At 60.7% G+C, this 24,558-nt stretch carries 22 protein-coding genes; 11 read left to right on the top strand and 11 right to left on the bottom strand.

Annotation, left to right across the window (positions count from 1 at the left end):
- Positions 1-9: 9 nt before the first annotated feature.
- The 8 genes from rseP to rpsB form a co-directional block, all read right to left on the bottom strand.
- On the bottom strand, positions 10-1,362 hold the full coding sequence (gene rseP / locus AB7933_RS08145; RefSeq protein WP_024073830.1) for a sigma E protease regulator RseP: 1,353 nt from the start codon (positions 1,360-1,362) through the stop codon (positions 10-12).
- A gap of 53 nt (positions 1,363-1,415) precedes the next feature.
- Positions 1,416-2,606 (bottom strand): 1-deoxy-D-xylulose-5-phosphate reductoisomerase, encoded by a 1,191-nt coding sequence (gene ispC / locus AB7933_RS08140; RefSeq protein ID WP_024073829.1) that lies wholly within the window; start codon positions 2,604-2,606, stop codon positions 1,416-1,418.
- The gene (locus AB7933_RS08135) at positions 2,603-3,409 is read right to left on the bottom strand and encodes a phosphatidate cytidylyltransferase (protein ID WP_024073828.1); all 807 of its coding nucleotides are present in this window, start codon (positions 3,407-3,409) and stop codon (positions 2,603-2,605) included. Before AB7933_RS08135 ends, ispC begins: the two co-directional genes overlap by 4 nt.
- Positions 3,410-4,165, bottom strand: a complete 756-nt coding sequence (gene uppS / locus AB7933_RS08130; protein WP_024073827.1) for a polyprenyl diphosphate synthase — start codon at positions 4,163-4,165, stop codon at positions 3,410-3,412. It lies immediately after the preceding gene.
- A gap of 17 nt (positions 4,166-4,182) precedes the next feature.
- Positions 4,183-4,740, bottom strand: a complete 558-nt coding sequence (gene frr / locus AB7933_RS08125; RefSeq protein WP_024073826.1) for a ribosome recycling factor — start codon at positions 4,738-4,740, stop codon at positions 4,183-4,185.
- Entirely contained in the window at positions 4,737-5,480 is a 744-nt protein-coding gene (gene pyrH, locus AB7933_RS08120; protein ID WP_003189161.1) for a UMP kinase, read from the bottom strand. Before pyrH ends, frr begins: the two co-directional genes overlap by 4 nt.
- A 210-nt stretch (positions 5,481-5,690) precedes the next feature.
- Positions 5,691-6,554: a translation elongation factor Ts gene (gene tsf, locus AB7933_RS08115; protein WP_024073825.1), complete on the bottom strand. Its 864-nt coding sequence runs from the start codon at positions 6,552-6,554 to the stop codon at positions 5,691-5,693.
- A gap of 191 nt (positions 6,555-6,745) precedes the next feature.
- Positions 6,746-7,483 carry a 30S ribosomal protein S2 gene (gene rpsB, locus AB7933_RS08110; RefSeq protein WP_003219330.1) on the bottom strand — a complete coding sequence of 246 codons (738 nt, stop codon included), beginning with the start codon at positions 7,481-7,483 and terminating at the stop codon, positions 6,746-6,748.
- Between the two features lie 386 nt (positions 7,484-7,869).
- Between rpsB and map the strand changes: the two genes are divergently transcribed.
- The 3 genes from map (at position 7,870) to dapC (ending at position 12,673) form a co-directional block, all read left to right on the top strand.
- The gene (gene map / locus AB7933_RS08105; RefSeq protein ID WP_024073824.1) at positions 7,870-8,664 is read left to right on the top strand and encodes a type I methionyl aminopeptidase; all 795 of its coding nucleotides are present in this window, start codon (positions 7,870-7,872) and stop codon (positions 8,662-8,664) included.
- 64 nt (positions 8,665-8,728) lie between these two features.
- Positions 8,729-11,431: a [protein-PII] uridylyltransferase gene (locus tag AB7933_RS08100; protein WP_024073823.1), complete on the top strand. Its 2,703-nt coding sequence runs from the start codon at positions 8,729-8,731 to the stop codon at positions 11,429-11,431.
- A 42-nt stretch (positions 11,432-11,473) separates the two neighbouring features.
- Positions 11,474-12,673, top strand: coding sequence for a succinyldiaminopimelate transaminase (gene dapC / locus AB7933_RS08095; RefSeq protein ID WP_024073822.1), 1,200 nt, complete (start codon positions 11,474-11,476; stop codon positions 12,671-12,673).
- Positions 12,674-12,685: 12 nt separating this feature from the next.
- Here the strand turns inward: dapC and AB7933_RS08090 are convergent, their stop codons facing one another.
- Positions 12,686-14,329 carry a Na+/H+ antiporter gene (locus tag AB7933_RS08090; RefSeq protein ID WP_041160857.1) on the bottom strand — a complete coding sequence of 548 codons (1,644 nt, stop codon included), beginning with the start codon at positions 14,327-14,329 and terminating at the stop codon, positions 12,686-12,688.
- A gap of 267 nt (positions 14,330-14,596) precedes the next feature.
- Between AB7933_RS08090 and AB7933_RS08085 the strand changes: the two genes are divergently transcribed.
- The 4 genes from AB7933_RS08085 (at position 14,597) to AB7933_RS08070 (ending at position 17,656) form a co-directional block, all read left to right on the top strand.
- Positions 14,597-14,905, top strand: a complete 309-nt coding sequence (locus AB7933_RS08085) for an arsenate reductase (RefSeq protein WP_229999207.1) — start codon at positions 14,597-14,599, stop codon at positions 14,903-14,905.
- A 32-nt stretch (positions 14,906-14,937) separates the two neighbouring features.
- Positions 14,938-15,972: a 2,3,4,5-tetrahydropyridine-2,6-dicarboxylate N-succinyltransferase gene (gene dapD, locus AB7933_RS08080; RefSeq protein WP_024073820.1), complete on the top strand. Its 1,035-nt coding sequence runs from the start codon at positions 14,938-14,940 to the stop codon at positions 15,970-15,972.
- A 68-nt stretch (positions 15,973-16,040) separates the two neighbouring features.
- Positions 16,041-17,246 carry an aminotransferase class V-fold PLP-dependent enzyme gene (locus tag AB7933_RS08075; protein ID WP_041160856.1) on the top strand — a complete coding sequence of 402 codons (1,206 nt, stop codon included), beginning with the start codon at positions 16,041-16,043 and terminating at the stop codon, positions 17,244-17,246.
- Positions 17,243-17,656 carry a SufE family protein gene (locus AB7933_RS08070; RefSeq protein ID WP_024073818.1) on the top strand — a complete coding sequence of 138 codons (414 nt, stop codon included), beginning with the start codon at positions 17,243-17,245 and terminating at the stop codon, positions 17,654-17,656. The genes AB7933_RS08075 and AB7933_RS08070 overlap by 4 nt, the downstream gene beginning before the upstream one ends.
- Positions 17,657-17,969: 313 nt before the next feature.
- Here the strand turns inward: AB7933_RS08070 and tcdA are convergent, their stop codons facing one another.
- A complete protein-coding gene (gene tcdA / locus AB7933_RS08065; protein ID WP_069081314.1) occupies positions 17,970-18,779 on the bottom strand; it encodes a tRNA cyclic N6-threonylcarbamoyladenosine(37) synthase TcdA in 810 nt (269 codons plus the stop codon).
- A gap of 218 nt (positions 18,780-18,997) precedes the next feature.
- Between tcdA and AB7933_RS08060 the strand changes: the two genes are divergently transcribed.
- The 4 genes from AB7933_RS08060 to AB7933_RS08045 all read left to right on the top strand — a co-directional run bounded on the left by AB7933_RS08060 (position 18,998) and on the right by AB7933_RS08045 (position 24,222).
- Positions 18,998-21,589: a glycosyltransferase gene (locus AB7933_RS08060; protein ID WP_024073816.1), complete on the top strand. Its 2,592-nt coding sequence runs from the start codon at positions 18,998-19,000 to the stop codon at positions 21,587-21,589.
- 240 nt (positions 21,590-21,829) lie between these two features.
- Positions 21,830-22,981 (top strand): succinyl-diaminopimelate desuccinylase, encoded by a 1,152-nt coding sequence (gene dapE / locus AB7933_RS08055; protein ID WP_024073815.1) that lies wholly within the window; start codon positions 21,830-21,832, stop codon positions 22,979-22,981.
- A complete protein-coding gene (locus AB7933_RS08050) occupies positions 22,981-23,790 on the top strand; it encodes a putative RNA methyltransferase (RefSeq protein WP_024073814.1) in 810 nt (269 codons plus the stop codon). Before dapE ends, AB7933_RS08050 begins: the two co-directional genes overlap by 1 nt.
- Positions 23,791-23,844: 54 nt before the next feature.
- Positions 23,845-24,222: a hypothetical protein gene (locus tag AB7933_RS08045; protein WP_024073813.1), complete on the top strand. Its 378-nt coding sequence runs from the start codon at positions 23,845-23,847 to the stop codon at positions 24,220-24,222.
- An 81-nt stretch (positions 24,223-24,303) separates the two neighbouring features.
- Here AB7933_RS08045 and AB7933_RS08040 read toward each other — a convergent pair whose 3' ends face one another.
- Positions 24,304-24,513, bottom strand: a complete 210-nt coding sequence (locus AB7933_RS08040) for a cold-shock protein (protein WP_024073812.1) — start codon at positions 24,511-24,513, stop codon at positions 24,304-24,306.
- Between the last annotated feature and the right edge of the window lie 45 nt (positions 24,514-24,558).

The raw sequence follows: 24,558 nt of genomic DNA, 5'->3' as shown, positions 1-24,558 counted from the left end.
AGCGAAGCGTTACAGACGTCCCAGATCGTTGACCAAGGCTAACAACATCACCCCGACCACCAAACTGATACCAATCTGTATCCCCCAACCCTGCACCCGATCCGACAAGGGGCGACCACGCGCCCACTCGACCAGATAAAACAACAGATGCCCCCCATCCAATACCGGAATGGGCAGCAAATTCAGAACCCCAAGACTAATACTCAGATAAGCCAGGAAATTCAGGAAATCCGCGACACCCGACTGGGCAGAAGCGCCCGCCACTTTAGCAATGGTTATCGGCCCACTCAAGTTTTTTACCGAGAGCTCGCCGAACAACATTTTCTTGAGGGACTCGAGGGTCAGCACACTCATGGTCCAAGTACGTTTTGCACCCTCGCCAATCGCGGCCACTGGCCCGAAACTGACCTCGCGCACCATCGATGGCGGCCAGTCCGGACTTTTCACGCCGGCACCGAGGTAACCCCCGGCCGCCTTGGCTTCGCCCCGCACCGCCAGGGTGACAGGGACGTCGATTTGAGCACCATCGCGCTCAATTTTCAGCACAATTTTGGTATCAGGGCGTACACGCACCAGGTCGACCACTTGCTGCCATTCGCCCAGCGCCTGACCATCAAGGGCCAACAGGCGATCACCGGTTTTCAGACCTGCGGCCTGGGCGGGACCTTTCGGGTCCAGCTCGGCCAGGACCGGCGGCAAGGCCGGGCGCCAGGGTCGAATCCCCAGGGACTTGATCGGATCCGGCTCGTCGGCCCCCTTGAGCCAATGGTCCAGGGCCAGCTCACGCGGGGACTCGGCAGTGGAATCCTGCTCGCGTACCACCACCTTGACGGTGCCGCTCTCACCCAAGCGACGCACCAGCTGCAAATTGACCGCACCCCAACCAGTGGTCGGCTCGCCATCAATGGAAACTATTTCCTGCCCGGCGACCAATCCAGCCTTGGCGGCGATGCTGTCCGACTCAACCGCACCGATGACCGGGCGAATCTGCTCGCTACCGAGCATGGCCAGGACCCAGAAGAACACCATGGCCAGCAGGAAATTGGCGATCGGGCCAGCAGCGACAATCGCAATACGCTGACGAACCGTCTTGCGATTGAAGGATTGATCGAGCTGATCCGCCGGCACTTCGCCTTCGCGCTCATCGAGCATCTTGACGTAGCCACCCAGGGGGATCGCCGCAATCACGAATTCGGTGCCACGGCGGTCGTGCCAGCGCAGCAGCGGCATGCCGAAACCAACGGAAAAGCGCAGTACCTTGACGCCGCAACGACGCGCCACCCAGAAGTGGCCGAATTCGTGGAAGGTAACCAGCACACCCAGAGCAACCAGGGTGCCGACAATCATGTAAAGCGCACTCATCTAATTTCTCCGCATTCCAATCCAGTGCCTGAAGGCTAAAACGCGCCCAAAGACTAACGCGCGTTGCGGTTCAACCATTGTTCGGCCAGGGTCCGGGCCTTGGTATCCGCCTCGAACACTGCCCCCAAATCATTCACTGCCACCACGGGTTCAAGACTTAGAACATCCTCGATGATACTCGCGATCTGCGGAAAGCGGATGCGCCGTTCGAGAAACGCCGCCACCGCAACTTCATTGGCCGCATTGAGCATTGCCGGTGCGCTGTTACCCGCCTCGGCCGCCAGCCGCGCCAAACGCAGGCAGGGAAAGCGCTGCTCGTCCGGCGCCTCGAAGTCCAGGCGGGCAATAGCGAACAGGTCCAGAGGCGCGACACCCGAGTCGATACGCTCCGGCCAAGCCAGGGCGTTGGCGATCGGCGTACGCATATCGGGGTTGCCCAACTGCGCCAATACCGAACCGTCCACGTAGTCGACCAGGGAATGAATCACACTTTGCGGGTGAATCACCACCTCGACCTGCTCAGGCCGCGCGTCGAACAGCCAGCATGCCTCGATCAACTCCAGGCCTTTGTTCATCATGCTCGCCGAGTCGACGGAAATTTTGCGCCCCATGGACCAGTTCGGATGGGCGCAAGCCTGGTCCGGAGAGACATGCTCCAGCTCAGTCAACGGCGTCTGCCGGAAAGGACCACCCGAGGCCGTCAGCAAGATCCGACGCACGCCGACCTGGCTCAAGCCGCGAGCAAAGTCGCCCGGCATGCATTGGAAGATCGCGTTGTGCTCACTGTCGAGGGGCAGCAGCACCGCCCCGCTCTTACGCACCGCTTGCATAAACAATGCGCCGGACATCACCAGCGCTTCTTTATTAGCCAGCAGGATCTTCTTGCCGGCGTCGACAGCCGCCAGGGTCGGGCGCAAGCCAGCAGCACCGACGATAGCAGCGACAACGGTATCCACCTCGGCATCGGCCGAGACCTGGCACAAACCTTCCTCCCCCACCAGCACCTGGGTAGCCAAACCCGCGGCGCGCAGATCATCCTGCAAACCCCGCGCAGCCGTAGCCTCGGGTACGACGGCAAAGCGCGGCGCATGGCGCACGCACAGGGCCAGCAACTCACTCAAGCGGCTGAAGCCGGTCAGCGCGAAGACTTGATAGCGTTCCGGGTGACGAGCAATCACGTCCAGGGCGCTCAACCCTACCGAACCGGTCGCGCCCAGCACGGTGACCTGTTGCAGGCGGCTCACGAGGCGCTCATCCACAACAGCACGGCAAAGATCGGGATCGCGGCCGTGAGGCTGTCGATGCGATCCAGCACGCCACCATGACCCGGCAGCAGGTTGCTGCTGTCCTTGATCCCGGCCTGGCGCTTGAACATGCTTTCAGTGAGGTCACCCACCACCGAGATGAATACGACAATGGCCGTACCCAGCAGGGCCAGGAAGACTTCCTTCATCGACCATTCGCGCACGACACCAACAACAAGCGTGATCACCAGTGTCAACGCCAGGCCGCCATACACGCCTTCCCAGCTTTTGCCCGGGCTGACGGCGGGTGCCAGCTTGCGCTTGCCAAAGGCCCGGCCGGAAAAGTAGGCGCCAATATCAGCCCCCCAGACCAGCACCATTACCGCGAGGATCAGCTCATTACCAATCGGGTAGCGCTTTATCTCCACCAGCCCTTGCCAGGCCGGCAGCAGGATCAGCAAGCCAATCACCAATTTGCAGGCGACACTGGACCACTGGGCACTGGTGCGCGGATAGGTCAGCACCAGGAACGTCGCCAGCGCCCACCACAACACCGCCGCCCCCAATACCCAGGGCGCGATGTCCGGCAGGATGTACATCAGGAACAGCAACAGCGCTACCACCGCCGCATAGACCAGGCGTGGCAACTGCGTACTGAACCCTGCCAGGCGCGCCCATTCCCAGGCCCCGAGGATTACAACCAGGCCAATAAACAGCGCAAAGCCGGAACCGTCGAGCAGGAAAAATCCACACAAGGCAATCGGCAGCAGGATCAGTGCTGTGATGATTCGTTGTTTAAGCATTTAAACCCGGGCTCCAGCTTCGATCTGCTCGCTCGTTTTACCGAAGCGACGCTGACGGGAAGCGAAATCGGCCAGCGCTTTACGCATGGCATCGTGTTTGAAGTCCGGCCAGAACAGGTCGGAGAAGTACAACTCGGTGTAGGCCAATTGCCACAATAGAAAGTTACTGATGCGGTGCTCACCACCGGTGCGGATACACAGGTCCGGCAACGGCAGGTCGCCGGTCACCAGACAGGTTTGCAACAGTTCGGGCGTGATGTCGTCCGGGCGCAGATGGCCGGCCTGCACTTCGCGAGCCAGCCGCTGCGCAGCCTGGGCGATATCCCACTGGCCGCCATAGTTGGCGGCGATCTGCAGTACAAAGCGGTCGCTGCCAGCTGTGATCGCCTCGGCTTCGCGCATGGCGGCCTGCAAATCCGGATGGAATCGCGAACGATCACCGATGATGCGCAGGCTGATTTTATTGTCGTTGAGACGCTTGGCCTCACGACGCAAGGCCTTGAAGAACAGGTCCATCAGGGCACTGACTTCCTCGGCAGGCCGCTGCCAGTTTTCACTGGAGAAGGCGAACAGGGTCAACACTTCGACCTTGGCCTCGGCACACACCTCAATCACCGCCCGCACCGCATCGACACCCGCTTTATGCCCGGCGACACCAGGCAGAAAGCGTTTCTTCGCCCAGCGATTATTCCCATCCATGATGATCGCGACATGGCGCGGCACCACAGAGGGCACAGTCTGCTTGGTCTTTTCCATGAAGGCGTCCTGACCCCTTATACGGCCATCAGGTCCTTTTCTTTTTCTTCGGTAGCCTTGGTAATCTGGGCCTCGGCTTCTTTAGTCAGCTTGTCGATATCGGCAATAGCGCGACGCTCTTCGTCTTCGCTGATTTCCTTGTCCTTGACCAGCTTCTTCAGGTCACCCAACGCATCACGACGGATGTTGCGCACGGCAACACGCGCGTCTTCAGCAGCACTGCGCGCCTGCTTGGTGAAGCCCTTGCGGGTTTCTTCGGTCAGTGCCGGCATGGAGATCAGCAACAACTCGCCCAGGTTGGTCGGGTTGAGGTTCAGGCCGGCACTTTGGATGGCTTTGTCGACAGCAGCGAGCATGTTGCGCTCGAAAGCCACGACTTGCAGGGTGCGCGAATCTTTTACGGTTACGTTGGCCACACCGCTCAGGGGGGTGTCGGCGCCGTAATACGGCACCATCACGCTACCCAGGATGCTCGGGTGCGCCTTGCCGGTACGAATCTGGCCGAATGCGTGGCTCAGAGACTCCAGGGATTTCTGCATACGCGCTTGGGCGTCTTTCTTGATGTCATTGATCATTGTTGGCCTTCCTCGATCAGAGTCCCTTCCGCGCCGCCGTGTACGATATTCAGCAGGGCGCCGGGCTTGTTCATGTTAAATACGCGCAGCGGCATCTTATGGTCGCGGCACAGGCAAATAGCCGTCAGGTCCATCACGCCCAGCTTGCGATCCAGCACTTCATCGTAGGTCAGATGATCGAACTTCTCGGCATGCGGGTCTTTGAATGGGTCTGCGGTGTATACGCCATCCACCTTGGTGGCCTTGAGCACTACGTCAGCATCGATTTCGATGGCGCGCAAGCAAGCAGCCGAATCCGTGGTAAAGAATGGATTGCCAGTACCGGCGGCGAAGATCACCACTTCCTTGGAGTTCAAGTGACGCATGGCTTTGCGGCGATCATAGTGATCGGTCACACCAACCATGGAAATAGCCGACATCACGATTGCCGAGATATTGGCACGCTCCAGGGCGTCGCGCATGGCCAGGGCGTTCATCACAGTGGCCAGCATGCCCATGTGGTCACCCGTGACCCGATCCATACCGGCCGCACTCAGTGCCGCGCCGCGGAACAGGTTACCACCCCCGATCACCAGGCCGACCTGGACACCGATGCCGACCAGTTGGCCGACTTCCAGCGCCATGCGATCGAGCACCTTGGGATCGATCCCGAACTCTTCCGAGCCCATCAGGGCCTCGCCGCTAAGCTTGAGTAGAATGCGTTTATAGCGAGCCTGATAACCACTGCCCTGCTGAGCCATTGCGAATCTCTCCTGCGGCGTATTTTTAAAAATTCTTGGCGAGCCGTTTACGGCTTGCGTTCACTCTAGCTGGACGCTATCACAGCGCCATCGGATCACGGCTTTGTAAGCCAGTTCCGAGGGGAAGCCAAATAAAATTAGCCTTCCCATTTGAAAAGAGGCTGCGCGCGTGAGCGGGCAGCCTCTTTCGGGCGACAGTTGGAACCTGTCTTATTGCTTGGCGGCAGCCAGCTGGGCAGCAACTTCTTCAGCGAAGTTGTCGACCGGCTTCTCGATGCCTTCGCCTACTTTGAAGTAAGTGAAGGAAACGATTTCAGCACCGGCTTTCTTGGCCAGTTCGCCAACCTTGATTTCAGGGTTCTTGACGAACGCCTGCTCAACCAGGCTTGCTTCAGCCAGGAACTTGCTGATACGGCCTTTGATCATGTTTTCAACGATGTTCTCTGGCTTGCCAGCGATTTTGTCAGCGTTGAGGCTCAGGAACACAGCTTTTTCGCGCTCGATTGCGTCAGCAGACACTTCCGATGGCAGCAGGAACTCAGGGTTGCTGGCCGCTACGTGCATAGCGATGTCTTTGGCCAGCTCAACAGTGCCGCCCTTCAGAACAACAGCTACACCGATCTTGTTGCCGTGCAGGTAACCACCAACAACATCACCTTCAACGCGAACCAGGCGACGAATGTTGACGTTTTCGCCAACCTTGCCGACCAGTACCAGACGGTCTGCTTCTTGAGCTTCGATCAGCGGAGCGGCGTCAGTCAGTTTGTCGGCGAACGCTTTCTCAACGCTGGCAGCAACAAATGCCTTGAAGTCGTCCTGCAGGGCCAGGAAGTCAGTCTGCGAGTTCACTTCCAGCAGGACTGCGGATTTACCGTCTTCCTTCAGGGCGATAGCGCCTTCAGCAGCAACGTTGCCTGCTTTCTTGGCAGCCTTGATGGCGCCGGAAGCACGCATGTCATCAATGGCTTTTTCGATGTCGCCGCCGGCCTTGGTCAAGGCCTTTTTGCAATCCATCATGCCTTCGCCGGTACGCTCACGCAGTTCTTTGACCAACGCTGCAGTAATCTCTGCCATTTCAAAATCCTCTTGGATAGGTTTTCAACCATTCCACCCGATCAAACGGGCGATCAATTCTTCCCGAATCTCCCTTGTAGGCCGCTGCACGTTACAGATGATGTAGCTGCGCTGCCGACAAATGGTTTTCGAGGTGGCAAAAAGGGGGCCAAGCCCCCTTTTTGCTTACTGAGTCAACGCCAGGGCGTCAATTACTCAGCTGCGGCTACCGGAGCTTCTTCAACGAACTGCTCGGTGCCACCAGCAACGTGGTTGCGACCACGGATAACAGCGTCAGCCATCGAACCCATGTACAGCTGGATAGCGCGGATGGCGTCATCGTTGCCTGGGATGATGTAGTCAACGCCTTCCGGGCTGCTGTTGGTATCGACTACGCCGATAACAGGGATGCCCAGCTTGTTGGCTTCGGTGATCGCGATGCGCTCGTGATCAACGTCGATAACGAACAGTGCGTCAGGCAGACCGCCCATGTCCTTGATACCACCCAGGGAACGATCGAGCTTTTCCAGGTCGCGAGTGCGCATCAGCGCCTCTTTCTTGGTCAGCTTGGCGAAAGTACCGTCTTCGGCTTGCACTTCAAGGTCACGCAGACGCTTGATGGAAGCACGGATGGTTTTGAAGTTGGTCAGCATGCCGCCCAACCAGCGGTGATCGACGTACGGCGAACCGCAACGTGCTGCTTCTTCAGCAACGATCTTGCCAGCGGAACGCTTGGTGCCAACGAACAGAATCTTGTTTTTGCCCTGGGCCAGGCGCTCTACGAAAGTCAGCGCTTCGTTGAACATTGGCAGGGTTTTTTCAAGGTTGATGATGTGGATCTTGTTACGCGCGCCGAAAATGTACTTACCCATTTTCGGGTTCCAGTAACGGGTCTGGTGACCGAAGTGCACACCGGCCTTCAGCATATCGCGCATGTTGACTTGGGACATGATAGTTCCTTAATAAGTCGGGTTTGGCCTCCACGTATCCCAATGACCAACCAGCGGCATCAAGGCCTCCGGCACCCAGGTCATCGTGTCGACACGTGTGTGGATTTAAGCTTTGCGGGGTATCCCCGGAAAGCGGCGCATTTTATACCACAGCAAGGGCGAAAACGAAACCCGCAATCACATTTGCCAACGACGTCTTTTGCGCAAGCCTTTGAATAGAGCCAATATAGCCCCACCTTATAGAGAGAACCGATCACCAGACGCTCATGATTTGCCACCCGCGTCTGGTAGAATCGCGTTTTTTGGGCTTGTGCGAATTCTGTAACCTTTTGTCGCACGCCCGCAAACCGTATTGATTTCAGCGCGTCGCGCTAGAGAGAGCCTGTATGACCGTCACTTTGAAAACCGCCGAAGACATCGCAGGCATGCGCGTTGCCGGCAAACTGGCTGCCGACGTGCTGGAAATGATCGCCGAACACGTCAAGCCAGGCGTCACTACTGAAGCGCTGGACCGTATCTGCCACGACTATATAGTCAACGTGCAAAAGGCCATCCCTGCGCCGCTGAACTACAAGGGCTTCCCCAAGTCGATCTGCACCTCGATCAACCACGTGGTATGCCACGGGATTCCCGGCGATAAGCCGTTGAAAGACGGGGACACCCTGAACATCGACGTCACCGTGATCAAGGATGGCTACCACGGCGACACCAGCCGCATGTTCCACGTCGGCACCGTACCGGTCTGGGCTGAGCGCCTGTCCCAGGTCACCCAGGAATGCATGTACAAGGCCATCGAGATCGTCAAGCCTGGCTGCCGCCTGGGCGACATCGGTGAAGTGATCCAGAAGCACGCGGAAAAGAACGGTTTCTCGGTCGTCCGCGAATTCTGCGGCCACGGTATCGGCAAGGTGTTCCACGAAGAACCGCAGATCCTGCACTACGGCCGCGCCGGCACCGGCATGGAACTCAAGGCAGGCATGACCTTCACCATCGAGCCGATGATCAACCAGGGCAAGGCCGACACCAAGGTTCTGGGCGACGGCTGGACCGCCATCACCAAGGACCGCAAGCTCTCGGCCCAGTGGGAACACACCCTGCTGGTCACCGACACCGGCTACGAAATCTTCACCCTGCGTGCGGACGACACGATCCCACGCATTTCGGGTGCGGCTTCGGCGTAACGGCTGCCCAGGTTTTCCCCCACTGTGTTCTGACTGACTGATAGATAGAAAGGAAAGCCGATCAATGCCCCAGGTGGATCCCGAACTCTTCGACCGTGGCCAGTTCCAGGCCGAACTGGCGCTGAAGGCGAGCCCTATCGCCGCCTTCAAGAAGGCTATCCGCCAGGCCCGCGAGGTGCTCGACGAGCGCTTTCGCAGCGGCCGGGACATTCGCCGGCTGATCGAGGATCGCGCCTGGTTCATCGATAACATCCTGCAAAAGGCCTGGGAACAGTTCACCTGGAGCGAAGACGCCGATATCGCCCTGGTCGCGGTCGGCGGCTATGGCCGTGGTGAACTGCACCCCTACTCCGACATCGATTTGCTGATCCTGCTGGACAGTGCCGATCATGAGATCTTTCGCGATTCCATCGAGCGTTTTCTGACGCTGTTGTGGGATATCGGCCTTGAAGTCGGCCAGAGCGTGCGCTCGGTCGACGAATGCGCCGAAGAAGCCCGTGCCGACCTGACCGTCATCACCAACCTGATGGAAAGCCGCACCATCGCCGGCCCCGAGCGCCTGCGCCAGCGCATGCTCGAAGTCACGAGCACCGCACACATGTGGCCCAGCAAGGATTTCTTCCTGGCCAAGCGTGCCGAGCAGAAAGCCCGGCACCACAAGTACAACGACACCGAATACAACCTGGAACCCAACGTCAAAGGCTCGCCGGGCGGGCTGCGGGACATCCAGACCATCCTGTGGGTCGCCCGCCGCCAGTACGGCACCCTGAACCTGCGCGCCCTGGCCGGCGAGGGTTTTCTGGTGGAAAGCGAAAACGCCCTGCTGGCCTCGTCCCAGGAATTCCTGTGGAAAGTGCGCTACGCCCTGCACATGCTCGCCGGGCGCTCCGAAGACCGCCTGCTGTTCGACCACCAGCGGTCCATCGCCACCCTGCTCGGTTTTGAAGGCGAAGACGCGAAGACCAGCATCGAAAGCTTCATGCAGCAGTACTACCGGGTGGTCATGAGCATTGCCCAGCTCAGCGACCTGATCATCCAGCACTTCGAAGAAGTGATCCTGGCCCCGGAAGACGAAGCACCGCCGCAGCCGATCAATGCGCGTTTCCAGCTGCACGACGGCTATATCGAGGCGCGTAGCGACAACGTGTTCCGCCGCACCCCGTTCGCCATGCTGGAAATCTTCGTGCTGATGGCCCAGCAGCCGGAAATCAAAGGCGTGCGTGCCGATACGATCCGCCTGTTGCGGGAAAACCGTCACCTGATCGACGATGATTTTCGCAATGACATCCGCAACACCAGCCTGTTTATCGAACTGTTCAAATGCAAGATCGGCATCCACCGCAACCTGCGGCGGATGAACCGCTACGGGATCCTCGGGCGTTACCTGCCGGAGTTCGGCTTTATCGTCGGGCAGATGCAGCACGACCTCTTCCACATCTACACGGTGGACGCCCACACCCTGAACCTGATCAAGCACCTGCGTAAGTTGCAGTACACCCAGGTCTCAGAAAAATTCCCGCTGGCCAGCAAGCTCATGGCCAAGCTGCCCAAGCCCGAGCTGATCTACCTGGCCGGCCTGTATCACGACATTGGCAAAGGCCGGCATGGCGATCACTCGGAAATCGGTGCGGTTGACGCCGAGGCCTTCTGCCAGCGCCATCAGTTGCCGTTGTGGGACAGCCGCCTGATTGTCTGGCTGGTGCAGAACCACCTGATAATGTCGACCACCGCCCAGCGCAAGGACTTATCCGACCCGCAGGTGATCCACGATTTCGCACAGATCGTCGGCGATGAAACCCGCCTCGACTACCTGTACGTACTGACCGTCTCCGATATCAACGCCACCAACCCGACGCTGTGGAACTCCTGGCGCGCCAGCCTGTTGCGCCAACTCTACACCGAGACCAAGCGCGCCCTGCGTCGCGGCCTGGAAAACCCGGTGGACCGCGAAGAACAGATCCGCCGTACCCAAAGCGCGGCCTTGGATATCCTGGTGCGCGGCGGCAACGACCCGGACGACGTCGAACAGCTCTGGTCGCAACTGGGTGATGATTATTTCCTGCGCCACACTGCCGGCGATGTGGCCTGGCACAGCGACGCCATCCTCCAGCAACCCGCCGATGGCGGCCCGCTGGTCTTGATCAAAGAAACCACCCAGCGCGAATTCGAGGGCGGCACGCAGATCTTCATCTACGCGCCCGACCAGCACGACTTCTTCGCCGTGACCGTGGCCGCCATGGACCAGCTCAACCTGAACATCCATGACGCCCGTGTGATCACCTCCAGCAGCCAGTTCACCCTCGACACCTACATCGTGCTCGACACCGAAGGCGAGTCGATTGGCGACAACCCGGCGCGGGTCAAAAAGATTCGCGAAGGGCTCACCGAAGCGCTGCGCAACCCGGATGACTACCCGACCATCATCCAGCGCCGGGTACCTCGCCAGCTCAAGCATTTTGCCTTCGCCCCCCAGGTGACCATCTCCAACGATGCACAGCGCCCGGTGACCGTGCTGGAGCTCAGCGCGCCGGACCGTCCGGGCCTGTTGGCACGGATCGGCGGCATCTTTTTGGAGTTCGACCTGTCGTTGCAGAATGCCAAGATTGCGACCCTGGGCGAGCGCGTGGAAGACGTGTTCTTCATCACCGACGCCGATAACCAGCCGCTGTCCGACCCGGAGCTGTGCCGTCGCCTGCAGGACGCGATCGTCCAGCAGCTGAGCGTGACCCAGGAACCCGGTGTCGAACTGACACGACTGACCATTTAAAGCGCCGCCCCCAGTTTTTAACGCCTTGCACGAGATCCACCGATGAACAACGCCCTGAACCAGCTGCAGCCCTACCCGTTCGAGAAACTGCGCGCCCTGCTCGGCAGCGTCACGCCCAACCCAGGCAAACGCCCGATCGCGCTGTCCATCGGCGAACCGAAGCATAAATCCCCGGAATTCGTGGCCAAGGCGCTGGCAGATAACCTCGACCAGATGGCGGTCTACCCAACCACCCTGGGCCTCCCGGCATTGCGCGAGGCCATCGGTGCCTGGTGCGAACGTCGCTTCAATGTACCCAAGGGCTGGCTCGACCCGGCGCGCAATATCCTGCCGGTCAACGGCACCCGCGAAGCACTGTTCGCCTTCACCCAGACCGTGGTCAACCGCGGCGACGATGCCCTGGTGGTCAGCCCCAACCCGTTCTATCAGATCTACGAAGGCGCCGCCTTCCTGGCCGGGGCCAAGCCGCACTACCTGCCATGCCTGGATGCGAACGGTTTCAACCCGGATTTCGACGCCGTGTCGCCGGACATCTGGAAACGCTGCCAGATCCTGTTCCTGTGCTCCCCCGGCAACCCGACCGGCGCGCTGATCCCGGTTGAAACCCTGAAAAAACTGATCGCGCTGGCCGACGAGTATGACTTCGTCATTGCCGCCGACGAATGCTACAGCGAGCTCTACTTCGACGAACAAACCCCGCCGCCAGGCCTGCTCAGCGCCTGCGTGGAACTGGGCCGCGAGGACTTCAAGCGTTGCGTGGTGTTCCACAGCCTGTCCAAACGCTCCAACCTGCCAGGCCTGCGCTCCGGCTTTGTCGCCGGCGACGCCGATATCCTCAAGGCATTCCTGCTTTACCGCACCTACCACGGCTGTGCAATGCCGGTGCAGACCCAATTGGCCAGCATTGCCGCCTGGCACGACGAAGCCCACGTAAAGGCCAACCGTGACCTGTACCGCGAGAAATTCGACGCGGTGCTGGCAATCCTCAAGCCGGTACTGGACGTGCAAAGCCCGGACGGTGGTTTCTACCTGTGGCCGAACGTGGAAGGCGACGATGCTGCATTCTGCCGCGACCTGTTCGTGGAAGAACACGTCACCGTGGTGCCGGGCTCGTACCTGTCACGCGAAGTGGATGGCTTCAACCCCGGCGCCGGCCGTGTGCGCCTGGCGCTGGTTGCGCCATTGGCCGAGTGCGTGGAAGCGGCCGAGCGGATTCGGGATTTCATTCAGCGTCGCCGGTAAGCCCCTCACGGGTCATTTCACTTGACCCAGGTTTGCCTCACTCATATCCAGATCCGCCAATACCTCCCTCAAGACGTCATCACCAATCTGGTGATGACGGCTCAAGCTGTACAACTCCAAGCGCTGCGCACGCAGCGCCTTGAGCCGAAGCTTGCGCTCAAGCAGATCCATCTGCTGAGCGAGCGCCTGGGCCTCGGCCGAATCGTTGAACACCTCCAATTGATGACGGTATTCCGACATCAACCGCGCCTTGAGCTCAGTGGCGAGCGCGGCCTGGGCGGCATCCTGGGTTTCGGTTTCAGAGGGTTCATCTGCCTCCAGGGCATGGATGGCCGCGACGGCGGTTTTTTTCCAGGCCTCACGCACTTCGTTGTGGCGCTTTTCATCCGGGCTCTTTTCGATGCCGCGCAGCAACAACGGCAAGGCGATGCAGGCGGCGATCAGCGAGAGCAGGATCACCCCGGCGGCGATGAAAATCAGCAGGTCACGCTCCGGGAAGTCATGCCCCGGCGCCAACAGCAAAGGCACCGACATCACACCGGCCAAGGTCACCGCCCCGCGCACACCGCCGATGGTCAACAGCCAACAGGAACGGGCAGTAGGCACCAACGTCAGCTCGCTTTTCCCCCGTAGCCGCCGCAACAGGCCCGACAGCCGCCATATGCTCTGTACCCAGATAAATCGCAACACCAGCAGCACCAGGAAAATCGCGATCACGTCCAGGCAGCGGTACAACAACGTCGGCCAGAGCGTGGCTTCATGGCTTACCACGGCCTTGATGATGTCTGGCAGTTGCAGGCCGAGCAGCAGGAAGATCAGGCCATTGAAGGCAAATTCCAGCAACGACCACACACTGCGGTTGAGCAAGCGCGTGCTGGTCTGGCGCGGCAGCAGATCAAGCCAGCTTTGCATCATGCCCGCCGCCACCGCCGACAAAATCCCCGAAGCCCCCAAGCGTTCGGCCAGCACATACGCGGCAAACGGTAGCAGCAGCATGAAAACCACGTGGGTGGCCGGATCATCCCAACCGCGGGCGATCATCCAGGCGCGCAATCGGCCAACCAGCCAGCTCAACGCCACCCCGACCGCCAGCCCACCCATGGCCACCAGGACAAAGGTGAGGCTGGCATCCGCCAGTGAAAACACGCCGGTCAACGCTGCCGCCAGGGCGAACTTGAAGGTCACCAGGCCCGACGCATCATTCATCAGCGCCTCGCCCTGGAGCATATGCATCAGGGGTGTAGGTAAACGGTTCTGGGAAATGGCCGACACCGCCACGGCGTCCGTCGGCGACAACACCGCCGCCAGGGCGAAGGCCACCGGCAACGGAATCGCAGGCAACAGCCAGTGAATGAAGTAGCCAGCACCGACCACGGTGAACAGCACCAGCCCCACCGCCAACGTCAGGATCGGGCCACGCAGGCGCCACAACTCACGCTTGGGCATGCGCCAGCCATCCGAGAACAACAACGGTGGCAGGAACAGAAACAGGAACAACTCCGGGTCCAGCGCCACATGCAGCCCCAGCGTGGGCCAGGCCAGCAAGGCACCCGCCGCAATCTGCACCAGGGGTAACGGCAGCGGGATGATGCGCCCCACCAGACGCGAAACGCTGACCAGCATCAGCAGGATAAGAACGGTGTAGGCGGTTTGCATAACGCGGGTTTCCCGGACGATCGACTTGCAACGACACACATCAGGCAACAACTGGCCGTTGAAGTGCCATATTACCTGGGTATGTTACCCACCTATGCTGCGTGCTGGCTTTTGCACAATAGTCGCACGGTGCTGACGAGCGGCACCCAAAGCCGCTGGTCGTGGCATAATCCGTGACCTTTCAGTTTCATTTGTCCAAAAGGGGGCAATTCCTTGACCGCTTCAAGCAAAACGTTGCACCTTTTCGGCATCAAAGCCTGCGACACCATGAAAAAGGCGCGCACCTGGCTCGATGAGCACGGTGTCAGCTATGAGTTCCACGACTACAAAACGGCCGGCATCGACCGCGAACACTTGACCCAATGGTGCAACGAGCACGGTTGGCAGGTGGTTTTGAACCGTGCGGGCACCACCTTTCGCAAACTCGAAGACGAACGCAAAGCCGATCTCGATCAGTCGAAAGCCATTGAACTGATGCTCGCACAACCCTCGATGATCAAGCGCCCGGTGCTTGATCTCGGTGACAGAACCCTGATTGGCTTCAAGCCAGATAGTTATTCGGCGGCCCTCAAGTAGGCCAGCCCTTCCATTTTTGTAGAGGTAACAGCATGTCCAATTCCCTGTTCAGCCTGGGCTTCGGCGTCGGCACTCAGAACCGCCAAGGTGCTTGGCTGGAAGTGTTTTACGCACAACCCTTGCTCAACCCATCGGCCGAAATCGTTGCCGCCATCGCGCCGATCCTTGGCTACAGCGAAGGCAACCAGGCGATCACCTTCACCGTCGCCCAGGCCCTGCAACTGGCGGATGCGCTCAAAGGCGTCGATGCCACCCAGGCAGCCTTGCTGAGCCGCCTGGCGGAAAGCCACAACCCGCTGGTCGCCACCGTGCTGGCCGAAGACGCCGCGTTGACCTCCACGCCTGAGGCCTACCTCAAGCTGCACCTGCTGTCCCATCGCCTGGTCAAGCCTCACGGCCTGAGCCTGGCCGGTGTGTTCCCACAGTTGCCGAACGTGGCCTGGACCAGCCAGGGCGCAATCGACATCAATGAACTGGCCGAACGCCAGTTGGAAGCACGCCTGCGCGGCGAAGTGCTGGAAGTGTTCTCGGTGGACAAGTTCCCGAAAATGACCGACTACGTAGTGCCGAGCGGCGTGCGTATCGCTGACGCCGCGCGTATCCGCCTGGGCGCCTATGTGGGCGAAGGCACCACCGTGATGCACGAAGGTTTCGTCAACTTCAATGCCGGCACCGAAGGCCCGGGCATGATCGAAGGCCGTGTGTCGGCGGGTGTGTTCGTCGGCAAGGGTTCGGACCTGGGCGGCGGTTGCTCCACCATGGGCACCCTGTCGGGCGGCGGCAATATCGTGATCAAGGTCGGCGAAGGCTGCCTGATCGGCGCCAACGCCGGTATCGGTATCCCGTTGGGCGACCGTAATACCGTGGAATCTGGCCTGTACGTGACCGCCGGCACCAAGGTTGCGCTGCTCGACGAGAAGAACCAACTGGTCAAGGTGGTCAAGGCGCGCGAACTGGCCGGCCAACCGGACCTGCTGTTCCGCCGTAACTCCGAGACCGGTGCCGTGGAATGCAAAACCCACAAATCGGCCATCGAACTGAACGAAGCGCTGCACGCTCACAACTAAGCAGCCACTCGATGCCACTAGCGGGCCGCGCCTTCGAGGCGCGGTTCGCTTATACGAGTCTTGACCCCATGCTTGTGCCCTCTCCCTGGCGCGCCGACTTTCCGGCCATCGCCACCCTGCAACGGCAAGACCAGACCTATCTGGATAACGCCGCCACCACGCAAAAACCTCAAGCCCTGCTGGATGCCATCGGCCATTACTACGTCAATGGCGCTGCCAACGTGCACCGTGCCCAGCATTTGCCGGGGGCCCATGCAACACAGGCGTTCGAGGACAGCCGCAGCAAGGTCGCGCAATGGCTGAATGCAGGCGACAGCGGGCAAATTATCTTTACCCACGGCGCAACCTCGGCGCTGAACCTCCTGGCCTATGGCCTTGAGCACTTATTCAACGCGGGCGATGAAATTGTCATCAGCGCCCTGGAACACCACGCCAACCTGCTGCCCTGGCAGCAGTTGGCCAAACGCCGCGCGCTCACACTGTTGGTATTGCCGCTGGGCGATGATGGCGTGATTGACCTTGAAGCCGCCGCCGCATTGATCGGCCCGCGCACGCGACTGCTGGCGGTGAGCCAGTTATCCAACGTCCTCGGTGCCTGGCAGCCGCTGGAAGCCCTGCTACCGCTGGCCCGCGCCCACGGCGCCCTGACGGTGGTGGACGGGGCACAGGGCATCGTCCATGGCCGGCATGATGTGCAGGCCCTGGGTTGCGACTTCTATGTATTTTCCAGTCACAAGCTGTATGGCCCGGATGGCGTCGGCGTGCTGTATGGCCGCAACGAAGCCCTGCATCACCTGCGCCACTGGCAATTCGGCGGCGAAATGGTGCAACAGGCCGACTACCACAGCGCCAGCTTTCGCCCTGCCCCGCTGGGTTTCGAGGCCGGTACCCCGCCGATTGCCGGCGTGATTGGCCTGGGCGCGACCCTGGACTACCTGAACTCCCTGGATCTGCCGGCGGTGGTCGCCCATGAAGCGGCCCTGCATGACTACCTGCTGCGCGGGCTGAAAGCTCGCAACGGCGTACGCGTACTGGGAGCGCCACAGGTGGCGTTGGTCAGCTTTGTAGTCGAAGGCGTGCACAACGCCGACCTTGCCCACCTGCTGACTGAGCAAGGCATTGCAGTGCGCGCCGGCCATCATTGCGCAATGCCGCTGCTCAAGGCGATGCATTTGTCGGGAGCGATCCGTGTATCCCTGGCGCTGTATAACGACTCCGATGACCTGGAACGCTTCTTTGAAGCCCTGGACCAGGCGCTGGATATGTTGCGGTGAGCCTGCCAGTGGATGCGCTGGCTGCGCTGGAAGCCTTCCAGTCTGTCGGCAGCTGGGAACAACGCGCGCGAATGTTGATGCAGTGGGGTGAACGTCTGCCCGCATTGGCGAATGAGGATAAGGTCGATGCCAACCTGGTGCAGGGCTGTGAGAGCCTGGTGTGGTTGGTGGGGCGCCTGGAGCAGGGTCATTGGCAATTCGCCGCGAGCAGCGATGCGCGGATGATCCGTGGCTTGGTGGCGTTGCTGCTGGCGCGGGTCAACGGATTATCGGCGGCTGAATTGCAGGCGGTCGACTTGCCCGACTGGTTCAATCAGTTGGGGCTTTCCCGCCAGCTGTCGCCGTCGCGCAGCAATGGGCTGAACGCGGTCTTGCAGCGCATGCGCGAACTCAGCCATACACACAACTGAATGTGGGAGGGGGCTTGCCCCCGATGAGCATGGGTATCTACACAACTTTGGCTCAACGCTGAACGCGCGGCAGATAGGGCTGTTGTGGCGAGCGGGCTTGTCCCGCGTTGGGCTGTGAAGCAGCCCCAGTCAAGAAAAACGCGGTGTATCAGACACTCTGTAGCGGCTGGTTTTGGGGCTGCTTCGCAGCCCAACGCGGGACAAGCCCGCTCGCCACAGGGAGATTTGTCAGGGGCTGAAAAGTTGCGTAGATACCCATGCTCATCGGGGGCAAGGCCCCTCCCACATTTTGAACGGTGTAAAGTTCTGAGATTCAGCTGGGTTTGACCCGCTCCGAGGGCCTACGCACCCCGGCCACGATCTTGTCCACCGCCTTGGTCGCCGCGACCATGCCGAAGGTCGCGGTCACCATCATCACCGCGCCAAACCCGCCGGCGCAGTCCAGTTTCACGCCATCACCGACAAAGCTCTTCTGCAAACAAATGCTGCCGTCCGGCTTCGGATAGCGCAGTTGCTCGGTGGAAAACACGCACGGCACGCTGTAATGACGAGTCACGGTACGCGAGAAACCATAGTCACGGCGCAGGGTCGAGCGCACTTTCGAGGCCAGGGGATCGTTGAAGGTACGGTTCAAGTCGCACACCTGGATCAGCGTCGGGTCGATCTGCCCGCCGGCGCCACCGGTAGTGATGATTTGGATCTTGCGGCGCTTGCACCAGGCAATCAGTGCGGCCTTGGCGTTGACCGCGTCGATGCAGTCGATCACGCAATCAATGTTCGGCGTGATGTACTCGGCCATGGTGTCACGGGTCACGAAGTCTGCTACCGCATGCACGGTGCAGTCCGGGTTGATGCCGCGCAGGCGCTCGGCCATGACCTCGACCTTGGGCTTGCCCACGGTACTGTCGAGAGCGTGCAACTGGCGATTGCTGTTGCTGACGCAGACATCGTCCAGGTCGAACAGCGATATCTCTCCTACGCCGCAACGGGCGATGGCTTCCGCCGCCCAAGAGCCGACACCGCCGACGCCGACGATCGCCACATGGGCCGCCTTCAAGCGGTCCAGGCCTTCAATGCCATACAAACGGGCGACGCCTGCAAACCGCGGATCTTCTGTGCTCATGACCATTACCCCAAAAACCGGCGCGCATTATAGGGCCACACCGCGACAAGTTCTAAGCTTCAAGCTACAAGTAAAGAACTTAGGTGAACATTCGCGGACTAACGTCCGGCTTTTCGCTGTCCGCTATACGCTCAGTGAGACGCCGGTGTAGGATGCGCGCCGTTCGGCGCAGGCCGACACCTCTTTTCGTTCCACACCCTTTGGAACCCGAAATCGCCATGTCATCGCGTAAATTTGGACTCAACCTGGTGGTGGTGCTGGCAATTGCCGCGCTATTCACCGGCTTCTGGGCGCTGATCAACCGCCCGGTCACTACCCCCAACTGGCCTGAACAGATCTCCGGTTTTTCTTACTCGCCGTTTCAACAAGGCCAGTACCCGCAGAAAGACCAATACCCGACCGACGACCAGATGCGTCGCGATCTGGAGATCATGAGCAAGCTGACGGACAACATCCGTACCTACTCGGTCGACGGCACCCTGGGGGACATCCCCAAGCTGGCGGAAGAGTTCGGCCTGCGGGTAACGCTGGGGATCTGGATCAGCCCGGACCTGGAACGCAACGAGCGTGAAATCCAGCGGGCTATCGAGATCGCCAACAGCTCGCGCAGCGTCGTGCGGGTTGTCGTGGGTAACGAAGCGTTGTTCCGTGAAGAGATCACCCCCGAGGCGCTGATTGTGCTGCTGGATCGGGTGCGCGCCGCCGTAAAAGTACCGGTGACCACTTCCGAGCAATGGCATATCTGGGAAAAGAACCCGCAACTGGCCAAGCACGTCGACCTGATTGCCGCGCACATCCTGCCGTTCTGGGAATACATCCCGATGGACAAGGCCGGCCAGTACGTACTCGACCGCGCCAGGGATCTGAAGAAATTGTTCCCGAAAAAGCCGCTGCTATTGTCGGAAGTTGGCTGGCCAAGTAATGGCCGTATGCGCGGAGGTAATGAATCGTCCCCGGCAGACCAGGCGATTTACCTGCGTACGCTGGTGAACAAGCTGAACCGCCAGGGCTATAACTACTTCGTGATCGAGGCTTTCGACCAGCCTTGGAAAGTCAGCGACGAAGGTTCGGCCGGCGCTTACTGGGGCGTGTACAACGCCGCGCGCCAGCAGAAGTTCAACTTCGAAGGGCCGGTAGTTGCGATCCCGCAATGGCGCGTCCTGGCGATCGGATCGGTGGTGCTTGCACTGCTGTCCCTGACCCTATTGATGATCGACGGCTCGGCCCTGCGCCAGCGTGGCCGCACCTTCCTGACCTTTATCGCGTTCCTCTGCGGTTCGGTATTGGTGTGGATCGGCTACGACTACAGCCAGCAATACAGCACCTGGTTCAGCGTGACCGTCGGCATCTTGTTGGCCCTGGGCGCGCTGGGCGTGTTCATCGTGTTGCTGACCGAAGCCCACGAGTTGGCAGAAGCGGTATGGACCCACAAGCGTCGGCGTGAATTCCTGCCGGTAGTGGGGGATTCGGACTACCGCCCGAAAGTGTCGATCCATGTGCCGTGCTACAACGAGCCGCCGGATATGGTCAAACAGACCCTCGACGCCCTGGCCGCCCTCGATTACCCGGACTACGAAGTCCTGATCATCGACAACAACACCAAGGACCCGGCCGTGTGGGAACCGGTGCGCGACTATTGCGCCACCCTCGGCCCGCGCTTCAAGTTCTTCCACGTGGCCCCACTGGCCGGCTTCAAGGGCGGCGCGCTGAACTACCTGATCCCGCACACCGCCAAGGATGCCGAAGTGATCGCCGTGATCGACTCGGACTACTGCGTGTCGCCGAACTGGCTCAAGCACATGGTGCCGCACTTCGCTGACCCGAAAATCGCCGTGGTGCAGTCGCCGCAGGATTACCGCGACCAGAACGAAAGCACCTTCAAGAAGCTCTGCTACGCCGAGTACAAAGGCTTCTTCCATATCGGCATGGTCACCCGTAACGACCGCGACGCGATCATCCAGCACGGCACGATGACCATGACCCGACGCTCGGTGCTCGAAGAACTGGGCTGGGCCGACTGGTGCATCTGCGAAGACGCCGAACTGGGCCTGCGGGTATTCGAGAAAGGCCTGTCGGCGGCGTACTACCACGACAGCTACGGCAAGGGCCTGATGCCGGATACCTTTATCGACTTCAAGAAACAGCGCTTCCGCTGGGCCTATGGCGCGATCCAGATCATCAAGCGTCACACCGCCAGCCTGTTGCGCGGCAAGGACACTGAGCTGACCCGTGGCCAGCGCTACCACTTCCTCGCGGGCTGGTTGCCGTGGGTGGCAGATGGCATGAATATCTTCTTCACCGTCGGCGCACTGTTGTGGTCGGCGGCGATGATCATCGTGCCGACGCGGGTCGACCCGCCGCTGTTGATTTTCGCGATCCCGCCGTTGGCGTTGTTTGTGTTCAAGGTTGGCAAGATCATTTTCCTGTATCGCCGTGCGGTAGGGGTGAACCTCAAGGATGCGTTCTGCGCCGCACTGGCTGGCCTGGCGTTGTCCCACACCATCGCCAAGGCGGTGTTGTATGGCTTCTTCACCACCAGCATTCCGTTCTTTCGCACACCGAAAAACGCGGATAACCACGGCTTTTGGGTCGCGATTTCCGAAGCGCGCGAAGAAATGTTCATCATGCTGCTGTTGTGGGGCGCGGCGCTGGGGATCTACCTGGTGCAGGGCCTGCCGAGCAATGACATGCGTTTCTGGGTGGTGATGCTGCTGGTGCAATCGCTGCCGTACGTGGCGGCATTGATCATGGCGTTCCTGTCGTCGCTGCCGAAACCGGCGCCGAAGGTGGAGCCTGTCACCGTCGCGTAAAAACTTGCGCAATGCACTAAACGGCGGCCTCTGGCCGCCGTTTTGCTATAAGATAACGGCCGTTTTATGAGTCTTGGCCTCGGCCAATGCTTTGTGTGGGAGGGGGCTTGCCCCCGATGGCGGTGGGCCAGTCAACAGATGCAGTGACTGACACTCAGCCATCGGGGGCAAGCCCCCTCCCACACTGAATCTGCGCCACCCTACGTCCTGCGCCCATTACACGCTTTCCGGAGTTTTACCATGACGGCCCATGCCGATCTTTCGCCGACCCTTCAACTTGCCATCGACCTGATCCGTCGCCCCTCGGTGACGCCGATCGACGCCGATTGCCAGAAGCTGATGATGCAGCGCCTGGGCGACGCCGGTTTTGCGCTGGAGCCGATGCGCATCGAAGACGTGGACAACTTCTGGGCCACCCACGGCAAGCATGACGGCCCGGTATTGTGCTTTGCCGGCCACACCGACGTGGTGCCGACCGGCCCGGTACAGGCGTGGCAAAACGACCCGTTCGACGCACTGATCGACGAAAACGGCATGCTCTGCGGGCGCGGCGCGGCGGATATGAAAGGCAGCCTGGCCGCGATGCTGGTTGCCTCCGAGCGCTTTGTGAAGGACTACCCGGACCACAAGGGCTCGGTCGCCTTCCTGATCACCAGCGATGAAGAAGGCCCGGCGCACCACGGAACCAAGGCCGTGATCGAGCGCCTGGCGGCACGCAAGGAACGCCTGGACTGGTGCATCGTCGGCGAACCGTCGAGCACTGCTCTGGTGGGCGACGTGGTCAAGAACGGCCGTCGCGGCTCCCTCGGCGCCACCCTGACCGTGCGCGGCGTACAAGGCCACGTGGCCTACCCGCACCTGGCAAAGAACCCGATTCACCTGGCCGCGCCAGCCCTGGCTGAACTGGCCGCCGAGCATTGGGACAACGGCAACGCCTTCTTTCCGCCGACCAGCTTCCAGATCTCCAACCTCAACTCCGGCACTGGCGCCACCAACGTGATCCCGGGTGACCTGACGGCGGTGTTCAATTTCCGCTTCTCCACCGAATCCACCGTCGAAGGCCTGCAACAACGGGTCGCGGCGATTCTCGACAAGCATGGCCTGGACTGGCATGTGGAATGGGCGCTGTCGGGCCTGCCGTTCCTCACCGAGCCAGGCGCGCTGCTCGACGCCGTGTCGGCGAGCATCAAGGCGATCACCGGCCGTGAGACCCAGGCGTCCACCAGCGGCGGGACCTCCGATGGACGGTTCATCGCCACGCTGGGTACCCAGGTGGTCGAACTGGGCCCGGTGAACGCGACGATCCACCAGGTCAACGAACGCATCCTGGCCAGCGACCTCGACGTGCTCACCGAAATCTACTACCAGACCCTGATCAAGTTGCTCGCCTGATGCTGGCCTGCCCCATTTGCAGCGCACCGCTCAACGCGGTGGACAATGGCGTGGCGTGCCCCGCCGGGCACCGTTTTGACCGTGCGCGCCAGGGTTATCTGAACCTGTTGCCGGTGCAGCACAAGAACAGCCGCGACCCGGGCGATAACCTGGCGATGGTCGAGGCGCGCCGCGACTTCCTCAACGCCGGGCACTACGCCCCGGTGGCCAAGCGCCTGGCCGAACTGGCCGCCGAACGCGCGCCGCAACGCTGGGTGGATATCGGCTGTGGCGAGGGTTACTACACCGCACAGATCGCCGACGCCCTGCCCCACGCCGACGGCTACGCCCTGGATATCTCCAAGGAAGCGGTCAAGCGTGCGTGCAAGCGCAACCCGGCGCTGACCTGGTTGATCGCCAGCATGGCCCGCGTACCCTTGGCCGATGCCAGCTGCCAGTTTCTCGCCAGTGTGTTCAGCCCGTTGGACTGGCAAGAGGCCAAACGCCTGCTCAGCCCCGGCGGCGGCTTGATGAAAGTCGGCCCCACCCGCGGCCACCTGATGGAACTGCGCGAGCGTCTGTACGACGAAGTGCGCGAATACACCGACGACAAGCACCTGGCCCTGGTACCGGACGGCATGAGCCTGGCGCACAGCGAGACCCTGGAGTTCACCCTTAGCCTGGCTGAGCCCAAGGACCGCGCTAACCTGCTGGCCATGACGCCCCACGGCTGGCGCGCCAGTGCCGAGCGCCGTAGCGAGGTGATTGAGGCCGTCGAACCGCTGCGGGTCACCGTATCGATGCGTTACGATTATTTCGTGCTTCAATAACCGACTTTTAAACATCCGCGAATGGATTTTCGAATCCCGCAACGAGGAACATCCATGCGCCAACCCGATATCGAGATTTACCTGAAGGACGCCGACGTCGACCACAAGGCCATTGCCGCCTGGCTGGGCGCCGCCCTCGGCCCGTGCAGCGACTGGGTGCAGAAGGGTCAGACCTACAAGTGCAAGGCCGGCAACGTGCCCGTGACCTGGCTGCCGAAAGCCGTAGGCAAGTGGAACAGCCTGTATCTGGAAAGTGACCAGACGCCGTGGGAAGACGACATTGCCTGCGCCCGCGCTGCGTTTGCTGCGCTGAATGTGGAAGTGCGCTGCGCGCCAGGGAGCTGGGTCGAGGAGGAAGGTGAGGAAAGCGCCGACACCTGGATTCGCATCAGCACAGACGGTGAAGAGCAGATCACCTGGAAAACTGCCTGAGCCTGAGCGGTAAACCACAATCAACATGTGGGAGGGGGCTTGCCCCCTCCCACATGGGTCCTGCGGTGTAACAAATCCGCATTACAAACCGACCACATCCTCTGCCTGCAAGCCCTTCTCGCCGCTCACCACGGCGTATTCCACCTGCTGGCCCTCGGCCAGGGAACGATGGCCCTCGCCACGAATGGCGCGGTAGTGCACAAACACATCCTTGCCATCTTCACGCTGGATAAAGCCATAGCCCTTGGCGTCGTTGAACCACTTCACATTACCGGTTTCACGCGTTGCCATCTGTTCACCCCCACTTGATTGTTATTGTTGAGTCGGTCGCGTTGA

This window comes from Pseudomonas gorinensis (genome assembly GCF_042015035.1).
GTDB classification, from domain to species: Bacteria; Pseudomonadota; Gammaproteobacteria; order Pseudomonadales; family Pseudomonadaceae; genus Aquipseudomonas; species Aquipseudomonas gorinensis.
The sequence above is the reverse complement of the archived record's forward strand: the minus strand, read 5'-3'. Positions and strand labels throughout refer to the sequence as shown.

Excerpts from the sequence above, each read along its gene's own strand:
- rseP (WP_024073830.1), bottom strand. The coding sequence starts at position 1,362 with ATGAGTGCGCTTTACATGATTGTCGGCACCCTGGTTGCTCTGGGTGTG.
- AB7933_RS08135 (WP_024073828.1), bottom strand. The coding sequence starts at position 3,409 with ATGCTTAAACAACGAATCATCACAGCACTGATCCTGCTGCCGATTGCC.
- uppS (WP_024073827.1), bottom strand. The coding sequence starts at position 4,165 with ATGGAAAAGACCAAGCAGACTGTGCCCTCTGTGGTGCCGCGCCATGTC.
- frr (WP_024073826.1), bottom strand. The coding sequence starts at position 4,740 with ATGATCAATGACATCAAGAAAGACGCCCAAGCGCGTATGCAGAAATCC.
- pyrH (WP_003189161.1), bottom strand. The coding sequence starts at position 5,480 with ATGGCTCAGCAGGGCAGTGGTTATCAGGCTCGCTATAAACGCATTCTA.
- tsf (WP_024073825.1), bottom strand. The coding sequence starts at position 6,554 with ATGGCAGAGATTACTGCAGCGTTGGTCAAAGAACTGCGTGAGCGTACC.
- rpsB (WP_003219330.1), bottom strand. The coding sequence starts at position 7,483 with ATGTCCCAAGTCAACATGCGCGATATGCTGAAGGCCGGTGTGCACTTC.
- map (WP_024073824.1), top strand. The coding sequence starts at position 7,870 with ATGACCGTCACTTTGAAAACCGCCGAAGACATCGCAGGCATGCGCGTT.
- AB7933_RS08100 (WP_024073823.1), top strand. The coding sequence starts at position 8,729 with ATGCCCCAGGTGGATCCCGAACTCTTCGACCGTGGCCAGTTCCAGGCC.
- dapC (WP_024073822.1), top strand. The coding sequence starts at position 11,474 with ATGAACAACGCCCTGAACCAGCTGCAGCCCTACCCGTTCGAGAAACTG.
- AB7933_RS08090 (WP_041160857.1), bottom strand. The coding sequence starts at position 14,329 with ATGCAAACCGCCTACACCGTTCTTATCCTGCTGATGCTGGTCAGCGTT.
- AB7933_RS08085 (WP_229999207.1), top strand. The coding sequence starts at position 14,597 with ATGAAAAAGGCGCGCACCTGGCTCGATGAGCACGGTGTCAGCTATGAG.
- dapD (WP_024073820.1), top strand. The coding sequence starts at position 14,938 with ATGTCCAATTCCCTGTTCAGCCTGGGCTTCGGCGTCGGCACTCAGAAC.
- AB7933_RS08075 (WP_041160856.1), top strand. The coding sequence starts at position 16,041 with ATGCTTGTGCCCTCTCCCTGGCGCGCCGACTTTCCGGCCATCGCCACC.
- tcdA (WP_069081314.1), bottom strand. The coding sequence starts at position 18,779 with ATGAGCACAGAAGATCCGCGGTTTGCAGGCGTCGCCCGTTTGTATGGC.
- AB7933_RS08060 (WP_024073816.1), top strand. The coding sequence starts at position 18,998 with ATGTCATCGCGTAAATTTGGACTCAACCTGGTGGTGGTGCTGGCAATT.
- dapE (WP_024073815.1), top strand. The coding sequence starts at position 21,830 with ATGACGGCCCATGCCGATCTTTCGCCGACCCTTCAACTTGCCATCGAC.
- AB7933_RS08050 (WP_024073814.1), top strand. The coding sequence starts at position 22,981 with ATGCTGGCCTGCCCCATTTGCAGCGCACCGCTCAACGCGGTGGACAAT.
- AB7933_RS08045 (WP_024073813.1), top strand. The coding sequence starts at position 23,845 with ATGCGCCAACCCGATATCGAGATTTACCTGAAGGACGCCGACGTCGAC.
- AB7933_RS08040 (WP_024073812.1), bottom strand. The coding sequence starts at position 24,513 with ATGGCAACGCGTGAAACCGGTAATGTGAAGTGGTTCAACGACGCCAAG.